The 6629-nt window shown below is 60.6% G+C and carries 7 protein-coding genes; 3 read left to right on the plus strand and 4 right to left on the minus strand.

The genetic code is table 11. The annotated features are described in order from the left end of the window. Positions 1 to 14: 14 nt before the first annotated feature. The 4 genes from sdhA to M0D69_RS37275 form a co-directional block, all read right to left on the minus strand. On the minus strand, positions 15 to 1793 hold the full coding sequence (gene sdhA, locus M0D69_RS37260) for a succinate dehydrogenase flavoprotein subunit (protein WP_301786821.1): 1779 nt from the start codon (positions 1791 to 1793) through the stop codon (positions 15 to 17). Positions 1794 to 1796: 3 nt separating this feature from the next. Continuing rightward, a complete protein-coding gene (gene sdhD, locus M0D69_RS37265) occupies positions 1797 to 2168 on the minus strand; it encodes a succinate dehydrogenase, hydrophobic membrane anchor protein (protein WP_301786822.1) in 372 nt (123 codons plus the stop codon). Between the two features lie 2 nt (positions 2169 to 2170). Then, positions 2171 to 2581 (minus strand): succinate dehydrogenase, cytochrome b556 subunit, encoded by a 411-nt coding sequence (sdhC, locus tag M0D69_RS37270; protein ID WP_047847461.1) that lies wholly within the window; start codon positions 2579 to 2581, stop codon positions 2171 to 2173. 157 nt (positions 2582 to 2738) lie between these two features. Continuing rightward, a complete protein-coding gene (locus M0D69_RS37275; protein WP_301786823.1) occupies positions 2739 to 3527 on the minus strand; it encodes a GntR family transcriptional regulator in 789 nt (262 codons plus the stop codon). 537 nt (positions 3528 to 4064) lie between these two features. Here M0D69_RS37275 and M0D69_RS37280 point away from each other — a divergent pair. The 3 genes from M0D69_RS37280 to M0D69_RS37290 form a co-directional block, all read left to right on the plus strand. After that, positions 4065 to 5051 (plus strand): malate dehydrogenase, encoded by a 987-nt coding sequence (locus tag M0D69_RS37280; protein ID WP_047847458.1) that lies wholly within the window; start codon positions 4065 to 4067, stop codon positions 5049 to 5051. A 154-nt stretch (positions 5052 to 5205) separates the two neighbouring features. Next, complete coding sequence (locus tag M0D69_RS37285; protein ID WP_301786824.1) at positions 5206 to 6201, plus strand: CoA ester lyase; 996 nt, start codon at positions 5206 to 5208, stop codon at positions 6199 to 6201. A 30-nt stretch (positions 6202 to 6231) separates the two neighbouring features. Beyond that, positions 6232 to 6629: citrate/2-methylcitrate synthase (locus tag M0D69_RS37290; protein WP_301786825.1), on the plus strand; the 398-nt coding region annotated here is incomplete at its 3' end.

The following is a 6629-nucleotide window of genomic DNA, read 5'->3' on the forward strand; positions in this document are numbered from 1 at the left end:
CGATTCCTTTGCCCTTAGAAGGTACGCGCTTTCGGCGGCACTGATTCGACCGTCAACGGCGTCATGTGCACCGGCTTGTAGTCGAGCTTGTCGCCCTCGCTGAACCACAGCGTATGCTTCATCCAGTTGTCGTCGTCGCGATGCTCGAAGTCGCTATGCGCATGCGCGCCGCGGCTTTCCTTGCGCGCTTCGGCCGAAATCATGGTGGCACGCGCCACTTCGATCAGGTTCGCGAGTTCCAGTGCTTCGACCTTCGCCGTGTTGAACACCTTCGACTTGTCCTTCAGGTGCACGTGCTTCACACGCTCGGACAATTCCTTGACCTTGTCCACGCCTTCCGCCAGCAGCTTCGACGTGCGGAACACGCCGGCATGCAACTGCATGGTCGAACGAATGTCATTGGCAATCGACTGCGTGTACTCGCCCGACGACGACGACTCCAGCACGGCAAGGCGTTCGAGCGCGGCGTCGGCGGCATCGGCCGGCAGCGGCTTGTGTTCCTTCATGTCCAACGCATGCTTGATGATGTGGTTGCCGGCCGCGCGGCCGAACACCACCAGGTCAAGCAGCGAGTTGGTGCCGAGCCGGTTCGCACCGTGCACCGACACGCACGAGCATTCGCCGACCGCGTAGAAACCGTTGACCGGCTCTTCGTAGCCGCCCTTCAGCGTGCCCACGACCTGGCCGTGAATGTTCGTAGGAATGCCGCCCATCTGATAATGGATGGTCGGCACGACCGGGATCGGTTCCTTAATGCAATCGACGTTCGCAAACTTCAGTGCGATTTCGCGGATCGACGGCAGACGCTTCATGATCGTCTCGGCGCCAATATGCGACAGGTCTAGCAAGACATGGTCCTTGTTCGGACCCACGCCGCGGCCTTCCTTGATTTCCTGGTCCATCGAACGTGAAACGAAGTCACGCGGCGCCAGATCCTTCAGCGTCGGCGCATAGCGCTCCATGAAGCGTTCGCCGTCCGAATTGCGCAGGATGCCGCCTTCACCGCGTACGCCTTCGGTAATCAGCACACCCGCGCCGGCCACGCCGGTCGGGTGGAATTGCCAGAATTCCATGTCCTGCAAGGCGATGCCCGAGCGGGCCGCCATGCCGAGGCCGTCGCCGGTGTTGATGAACGCGTTGGTCGATGCCGCGAAGATCCGGCCCGCACCGCCCGTGGCGAACAGCGTGGTCTTGCCTTCGAGAATGTGGACGTCGCCGGTTTCCATTTCCATCGCCGTCACGCCGAGCACGTCGCCGTCGGCGTCGCGGATCAGGTCCAGCGCCATCCATTCAACGAAGAAGTGCGTCTTGGCTGCGACGTTCTGCTGGTACAGCGTGTGCAGCAATGCGTGGCCGGTACGGTCGGCTGCGGCGCAAGCGCGCTGCACCGGCTTTTCACCGTAGTTCGCCGTGTGGCCGCCGAACGGACGCTGATAGATCGTGCCGTCCGCGTTGCGGTCGAACGGCATGCCCATGTGTTCGAGTTCATAGACGGCGCCGGGCGCTTCACGGCACATGAATTCGATCGCATCCTGGTCGCCGAGCCAGTCGGAGCCCTTGATGGTGTCGTAGAAGTGATAATGCCAGTTGTCTTCGCTCATGTTGCCGAGCGATGCACCAATACCGCCTTGCGCCGCGACCGTGTGCGAACGCGTCGGGAACACCTTCGACAGCACCGCGACCGACAGACCCGCGCGAGCGAGTTGCAGCGATGCGCGCATGCCGGAACCACCTGCACCCACAATGACTACGTCGAAACGGCGACGCGGCAGGGACGTTTTAATTGCAGCCATTCTTTACACTCTCCAGAGAATCTGTGCCGCGTAGCCGATACAGCCGACCAGCCAGAGGATCGTCGCCACTTGCAGGAACAGGCGCAAGCCGACCGGCTTCACGTAGTCCATCCAGATGTCCCGAATGCCAACCCACGCGTGATAAAAGAGCGAGAGCAGCGCGACAAACGTGGCAAGCTTCATCCATTGCATGGCGAAAATAGATGCCCAGCCGTCGTACGAAAAATCACGCGCGCCGAAAAACCAGAACAGCAGGACCAGCGTGTACAGGGCCATCACGACGGCGGTAATGCGTTGCGCCAGCCAGTCGCGCAAACCGTAGTGCGCGCCGACAACAAGGCGCTTGGGACCGATTCGATTGTTGTTCGCTGCCATTCTTAGAAGGCTCCGAAGAGTTTAAGCGCAACGACGATTGTCAGCAGAGATGACACCGTGAGCACGACGATGGATGTCTGCTTGCCGCCTTCCTTGCTCACTGCACGATGGGTATCGAGCAGCAGGAAGCGGATGCCGGCGCAAAAGTGGAACAAGAAGGACCACGAAAGCACGAGCACGACGATCTTGACGAGGGGATTGGCGAGGAAGCCTTTGAATGCGTCGAAACTGATCTCCGACGTAAGGCTTTGGTCCAGCAGATAAAGCAGAAACGGCAGCGCTATGAATAGAAGCAAGCCACTGATCCGATGAAGAATCGAAACCTTTCCCGCTAGTGGCAAGCGGTAGGTTGCTAGCTGAGCAATTCCGATATTCCGGTACTCAGGTCTTGGTTTTTTTACAGCTTCAGCCATGCTAGACCCCAACTTTGTTATCACACTGGTCCGCGATTTTAGCGCCTTTTTATATCGCGCTGCAGCGAAATGCCGCGCAAGAGGCTATTGCCAATCGCGTGAGAAAGGCTTTTGAGGCAACCCTCTGGGTTCGCCGGCAAGCCATCCACGTCCTGTTTCAGCTCAAATCGTTTTGATAGTAATAGCCGTTCGTGACATACCATCCGCGCCGCACTTCCACCGGCCGGTCGCCATACGTGTACGACACACGCTCGACTGACAACAACGGCGAACCGATGGTCACGCCAAGCAGTTCGGCGACAATTTCGTCCGCGCCCACCGCCCTGATTTTTTCCGATGCCCGGATCATGCGCGTGCCGAACTCTGCTTCGAACATCGCATAAAGCGGGCCTTTGTAATCTGCGAGGCGCTCGGCCGTAAGCCCGCGGAAAACTGCACCGGGCAGCCAGATTTCGTCGAAGACCGTGGTTTCGCCGTCGAACTGCAGCAAGCGCTTGATACACACCGCCGGGTCGGCCGGCTTCAGGTCCAGCTGGCGAGCGATCTCGGCGGGTGCGCGCAAACGGCGGCACTCCAGCAATCGGCTCACGTGGGGATGAAGGTCGCCGTCTTCGGGCAGCAATCGCAGAAAGCGGAACTGTACGCGATCTTCATTGTGCGTTGCAACAAAAGTACCTTTGCCCTGGCGGCGCAGGAGCAGGTTATCGGCGGCGAGTTCGTCGATGGCTTTGCGCACTGTGCCCTGGCTTACCTTGTAGCGGGCGGCCAGTTCGACTTCGCTGGGAATCATTTCACCGGGCTTCCATTCGCCCGATTCAAGCCCTTGCGTAATCAGGGCCTTGATCTGCTGGTACAGCGGGCTGAACGTCGGCGAGGTCGCGGGCACGACTTCCGTCGCGCCGGCCGCGCCGGGAAGGTTCGTGGTGCTCGCTGGGTTCGAATTCATGCGCGCATTTCATCATAAAGCGACAAGCCGCGTCCAGAGTTTTCCCGGTCATTCATATGTCTTATATAAGACATATGATATGGTTGACTTTGACTTCATCGAATCCTACACTCCTTCGCGAGCAAGGGTTTGCGGGATGCTGCACGTGTTGCGCGGCGTGCCCGGTACGTTGGAAACGCCCTGCCGCTCATCGCTTCAAGCCGAACCGCTTTCGTGTTCGCTGCCGCTGCCAGTGCCCCGCTCTTGCAACGCCCGCGCGCCGTCGAAAACGCGACGTGCGAGGCGTTGCGTGGCGCTAACCAGCAGGATCCAGCGCAAATCCCACGCTCACAGGGCCGAATTTCCAGCACGTGGACCGGGCTGCGATTGCCGGCATGCTACCGGACAGTCGATGACATTCTCGCTTCAGGCGCGGCGCCATCGGCTTTTCAGGGCTGCCCGCGCAGTTCGATTCACTTGCTTCATCAACGCTTCGCGTAACGCGCCTAAAATGGCGTTTTCCCCTAGCGTTTCACGCACCGTTCAGGAGTGTTCTCAATGGCTAAGTCCGCAAAGCGCGTTGTCGTCACCGGCGCCGCAGGTCAAATCGGTTACTCGCTGCTGTTCCGCATCGCCAATGGCGACCTGCTAGGCAAGGATCAGCCGGTCATCCTTCAGTTGCTCGACCTGCCGCAGGCGCAAGGCGCCGTCAAGGGCGTAGTCATGGAACTGGAAGACTGCGCGTTCCCGCTGCTGGCCGGCGTGGTCGTCACCGACGACCCGAAGGTCGCGTTCAAGGACGCCGACGTCGCGTTGCTGGTCGGCGCCCGTCCGCGGTCGAAAGGCATGGAGCGCAAGGACCTGCTCTCCGCCAACGCTGAAATCTTCACGGTGCAGGGCAAGGCGCTCAACGACGTGGCAAGCCGCGACGTGAAGGTGCTCGTGGTCGGCAACCCGGCCAACACCAATGCGTACATCGCGATGAACTCGGCGCCGGATCTGCCGAAGAAGAACTTCACCGCCATGCTGCGCCTGGATCACAACCGCGCGCTGTCGCAACTGGCGGCCAAGTCGGGCAAGCCGGTGGCATCGATCGAAAAGCTGGCCGTGTGGGGCAATCACTCGCCGACCATGTACCCGGATTTCCGTTTCGCTACCGTCGACGGCGAGTCGCTCACGAAGCTGATCAACGACGACGAATGGAACCGCAACACGTTCATCCCGACCGTCGGCAAGCGCGGCGCGGCGATTATCGAAGCGCGCGGGTTGTCGTCGGCGGCGTCGGCGGCTAACGCGGCTATCGACCACGTACGCGACTGGGTGCTCGGCACGAACGGCAAGTGGGTCACCATGGGCATTCCGTCTGATGGTTCGTACGAAATCCCGGAAGGCATCATCTACGGCGTTCCCGTGACGTGCGAAAACGGCGAATACAAGCGTGTGGAAGGCCTGGAAATCGACGCGTTCTCGCGCGAGAAGATGACCGGCACGCTGAACGAATTGCTCGAAGAGCGTGACGGCGTCGCGCATCTGCTAGGCAAATAAGCAAGATTTAGCAGTATTTGCAGTCACGCGAGCGTCTGGCCCAAAAAACCGGCGCTCGCTGCTGATTCGAGTGGGTTTGGCCGCCTGAAAAGAACGCCCGAACCCACCCGAATCCGCGGTTTCCATCCTCTTTACATGCAACCCGACGCCGACGATGCGCGCTCTCACCCCCGCCGAAGTCCTGTTTGAAGGCGACGTGCCACCCGCTGTGATGCCCCCCTGCGATCACTATGCAGGAAGCGAAAAGCTGATCAGGAAATCGCTCGCGTTGCAGGCGCAACTCGGTCCGGTGTTCGATGTCACGCTCGATTGTGAGGACGGGGCACAAGTCGGCCAGGAAGCGTCGCATGCCGAGTTGGTGGCATCGTTCCTCGGCAGCGAGGACGACCGCTTCGGCCGCGTCGGCGTGCGCATTCACGACTTCCAGAGCCGCGCATGGCGCGACGACGTGCGCATCATCTTGCGCGCCGCAAAAAAAGCGCCTGCGTATATCACCCTGCCCAAGATTCGCAGCGTCTTCGATGCCGCCGAGATGGTCGCGTTCGTCGAAGCGGCGCGGTGCGAGTTCGGGATCAAGCATGCAATTCCGTGCCACCTGCTGATCGAAACACATGGCGCGCTGGCCGAGGTTTTTGAGCTCGCCGCGCTGCCGGGCGTCGAAGCGCTCAGTTTCGGGCTGATGGATTTTGTCTCGGCGCATAACGGCGCTATCCCCGATACCGCGATGCGCTCGCCGGGCCAGTTCGATCACCCGCTGGTGCGGCGCGCGAAGCTCGAGATCGCGGCGGCTTGCCACGCGCATGGCAAGGTGGCGTCGCATAACGTGTCCACGGAAGTGCGCGACATGAGCGTGGTCGCGGGCGACGCCCAGCGTGCCCGCAACGAGTTCGGCTACACACGCATGTGGAGCATTCACCCGGATCAGATCCAGCCGATCGTCGATGCCTTCCTGCCCCGACGCGATGAAATCGCGACCGCCACGCAGATCCTGCTCGCCGCGCAAAACGCGCAGTGGGGACCGACGCGGTATCAGGACACGTTGCACGATCGCGCAAGCTATCGGTATTACTGGTCGGTGCTGCGCCGCGCGAAAGCGTCGGCACAAGCGCTGCCCGAAGGCGCGGAGACGCTTTTTTCACAAGACAAGTAACGCGTTCTACATATCAGGAGACTGGGTCGAATGAGCGATACGTTAGAGAAAGAAGCACCCGCCACCGGCGGCTTCAAACCGAAGAAATCCGTCGCGCTGTCGGGTGTGACGGCGGGTAATACCGCGCTGTGCACCGTCGGCAAGACGGGCAACGATTTGCACTATCGTGGCTATGACATCCTGGATATCGCCGGGAGTTCAGAGTTCGAAGAGATCGCGTATCTGCTGGTGCATGGCAAGCTGCCTACGGCCGCTGAACTCAAGACGTACAAGATCAAGCTGAAAAGTTTGCGTGGCTTGCCCGCGAACCTGAAAGCCGCGCTGGAATGGATTCCCGCATCCGCGCATCCGATGGACGTGATGCGCACCGGCATCTCCGTGCTCGGCACCTTGTTGCCCGAGAAGGACGACCACAACATCTCCGGCGC

Source organism: Caballeronia sp. SEWSISQ10-4 2, assembly GCF_030464885.1.
Lineage (GTDB): Bacteria > Pseudomonadota > Gammaproteobacteria > Burkholderiales > Burkholderiaceae > Caballeronia.